Here is a 3,549-nt window from a genome sequence, read left to right as displayed (position 1 = left end):
GACAGACAATTCGAAATAATTTCTTTAATTTGTACTTGTGTAAGGTTCATGCTTTTTATCGTTTTTTAGTTTGTAATTTCAAAGATAATAGTCTTGGGTCTTACACACTTTTTTGGGACAGTATCACAAATGAAGATCTCAAGGGTAAATGGTCTCTTATTGTATTCTATCCCGGCGACTTTACATTTGTTTGTCCTACCGAGTTGGAAGACCTTGCCGAGAAATACGAAGAGTTTAAGAAGATTGGCGTTGAAGTATATTCTTGCAGCTGCGACACTCATTTTGTACACAAAGCATGGGCAGACACATCTGAAGCCATCAAGAAGGTCAAATATCCTATGCTCGCAGATCCTACCGGTCAGCTGACACGCAATCTTGGTATTTTGATTGAAGAAGACCAGATGGCTTATCGTGGCTCTTTCGTAGTAAATCCGGAAGGCGTCATCAAGATTGTTGAATTGAATGACAATAGTGTTGGTCGTGATGCAGAAGAGATCCTTCGCAAGATCAAAGCAGCCCAATTTGTTGCATCTCATGATGGCGAAGTATGTCCGGCAAAGTGGAGAGAAGGCCAAAAGACATTGAAGCCGAGCATCGATCTTGTAGGTAAGATTTGATGATATCGTGAAAGAATTTTATTTGTTGCACAAAGGAATGATTCTTTTCCACAAGACCTTTGAATAATCATCACTGACCATTTGTCAGTATTTTGATAATACTTTATAGAGGGCTCTCGGCATGTCAAACTTTTGTCGTGAGCCCTTTGTATATAATTACCAAAAGCATTAGATCGGATAATAGTCGATATAGCCACAATGTATTGTTAGTAACAGATAGATTTAGACTTATTGGATTCACGAAGAACTTAGCAGAGGACTATATGTAATTGATAAAAGAGATCTAAATGACTCCTCAATATCTGATCAGGTAATATTATTATAACCGCCTTAGAGGCATTAAAACAAAAACTATGTTAGATAAAGACACCTTAGCACAAGTTGCATCCTTGTTTTCTTCCCTAAAGAAACAATATACATTTAGAATAAAGGCCTCAACTTCACACCCTGCTTTTGCAGAGGCAAGTGAAATGATGCAGGAATTAGCATCTACTTCAGATCGTATAAAAGTTGAAATGGTTGATGAACCTACATTTGGTATAGAGCTTCTTGTAAATGGACAACCCCAAGGTATAACCTTTGCCGGTATTCCCGGAGGACATGAGTTTACTTCGTTTCTATTAGCAGTCCTAAATGCAGATGGCATTGGTAAAAACATTCCTGATGCAGCTGTATTGGATCGAATAGGACGCATCAAGGGCCCCATTGAGCTTAAGACATACGTTTCACTCAGTTGTACAAACTGCCCGGATGTCGTACAGACACTCAATCTTTTTGCCCTCCACAATTCTCTCATTAGCCATACCATGATAGATGGAGCTCTATTTCAAGAAGAGGTCGACAAACTTGGTATTGCATCAGTTCCTACCGTGATAGCCAACGATAAGGTTATTCATGTAGGACGTGGTGATATGGCGACACTGCTCAATAAATTAGAGGCGGAATTTGGCTCATCAGAAGAAACAACAAAGAGCTATGAACCTCAAGAGTTTGATGTTTTAGTTGTTGGCGGAGGTCCTTCCGGAAGTGCAGCAGCAATCTATTCAGCACGAAAAGGGCTAAAGGTAGCTATGATTGCAGAAAAAGTTGGAGGACAAGTCAATGAAACTGTGGGTATAGAAAATATGATATCTATACCATATACAACAGGAAGCGAACTGGCTGGAAGCCTCAAAGCCCATATTGAAGCTAATGAGATATCTCTTTTTGAAGCAAGAACGGTAGAATCAATTACTCAAGAGGGAGAAATCTCTATAGTCAAGGCATCTTCCGGAGAAGTGTTCAAAGCTCCAAAGATGATTGTAGCAACAGGGGCTTTTTGGAGAAAGCTTGGAGTTCCGGGCGAAAAAGAATACACGGGAAATGGTGTAGCATATTGTGCTCACTGTGATGGTCCCTTCTTCAAAGACAAAAAGGTAGCAGTGATAGGAGGAGGCAACTCCGGTATGGAGGCAGCTCTCGACTTAGCGGGAATATGCAGCCATGTGACGGTTGTAGAATTTCTCGACACTTTAAAGGCAGATGAAGTACTGCAGAAGAAGGCAAAAGCAACAGACAATATCGATATCATACTAAGTACGGCAACCAAAGAAATAATTGGCGACGGCGCGAAAGTAAAGGGTATTGTTTTAACAGACAGAGAGACCAAAAAGGATAAGACTTTAGACATAGATGGTGTTTTCGTACAAATAGGTTTAGCAGCCAACACATCCATTGTCAAAGATCTTGTAGAAACAAATGCAAGAGGAGAAATCGTAGTAGACGAATCCTGCAGAACAAAAACAAAGGGGATATATGCTGCAGGAGACTGTACAACAGTTCCCTATAAGCAAATCGTCATAGCAATGGGCGAAGGTGCCAAAGCTGCCCTGTCTGCATTTGAAGACAGATTGAGAGGCTAAAACCAACCTCAATCACTAATAGTAAAAGAGGCTTAAGCATATGGCAATTCAGTCACTGTGCTTAAGCCTCTTTCTAATGAACACCAAAATGTCGATAGAACATCGAAGTATCACATACATTCAAATATTCAAAGCCCTTTTGCCCTTTATCACATCTCACCAGAATGGTGGAAAAATTCAGTAGACAAGAATCATTTTATAAGATTATAAAACGATGATATATAATGCATTAAGAGAAATAATTCCTAATGACGGTCATTAAAATCTGCCATCTAGCGACAAGTCTGGATTTATATGAAATCCAGTTTACCAACAGCAGTAAAAAGAAATCTGATCTTGATGATATAAAGATGAGTCATGCATCAAGGGAGCAAAGCCTAACTGGAATCGAAGCAACAAAGACGATTCCCCCATGCAAAGACTGCATGCAAAGGAATAATACAGAACGATCATAAAAGACCAAGAACGAAATAATGCAATGTCGCTTCATTCAGAAAGAGGCATAAGATATGGCCAATCTACTATTCTCAAGCCTCTTTATACATAGGCTAATATCTAAGCAGCATCATAACTATAAAAGAATCGGAGCCCCGAAGGTCACAATCGAGATTTTCGGCTCTCTATTTCTGATTGATACTTATACTTAATACGATCCATTACCAAAATATGACTTGACCTATGGAATACCGCTTAGACGACATATAACAAGACATTACAAGAATAAGATAATAGAAGAAGCCAAGAAACACTGCGACTATGCGAAGGGATAAGAATTTCTCTTGCAAAGGCGTATGCAAAGGAATAGTACAGAACAATCAAAGAAGATCAAGAGATAAATAATGCAATGTATCATCATTAAGAAAAAGGCTTATATAAATAAAAGAACTCTGTTAAAAACACCATTATGGGTAGTATCCCAAAAAGTGTGTAAAGGAGATTTATCTTTGAGTCAAAATTAATCATTTCCTTTCATTGTTTAGTTCATCCGTCAGGCGGGCATGAAAAACACCGGGGGGATTGGCGTCCGCCCG

2 protein-coding genes are annotated in these 3,549 nt (G+C 39.2%); both read left to right on the top strand.

From position 1 onward, the window contains the following. The first annotated feature begins 8 nt into the window (after window positions 1–8). Window positions 9–617, top strand: coding sequence for an alkyl hydroperoxide reductase subunit C (gene ahpC, locus ACFO3G_RS03640; protein ID WP_380078084.1), 609 nt, complete (start codon window positions 9–11; stop codon window positions 615–617). Window positions 618–970: 353 nt separating this feature from the next. Then, window positions 971–2,518 carry an alkyl hydroperoxide reductase subunit F gene (ahpF, locus tag ACFO3G_RS03635; protein ID WP_380078082.1) on the top strand — a complete coding sequence of 516 codons (1,548 nt, stop codon included), beginning with the start codon at window positions 971–973 and terminating at the stop codon, window positions 2,516–2,518. Window positions 2,519–3,549: the final 1,031 nt, after the last annotated feature.

The organism is Falsiporphyromonas endometrii, from assembly GCF_042654485.1.
In the GTDB taxonomy this organism is placed as follows: Bacteria; Bacteroidota; Bacteroidia; order Bacteroidales; family Porphyromonadaceae; genus Porphyromonas; species Porphyromonas endometrii.
Note: the sequence above shows the minus strand (reverse complement) of the source record. Positions and strands in the feature narration are given on the sequence as shown.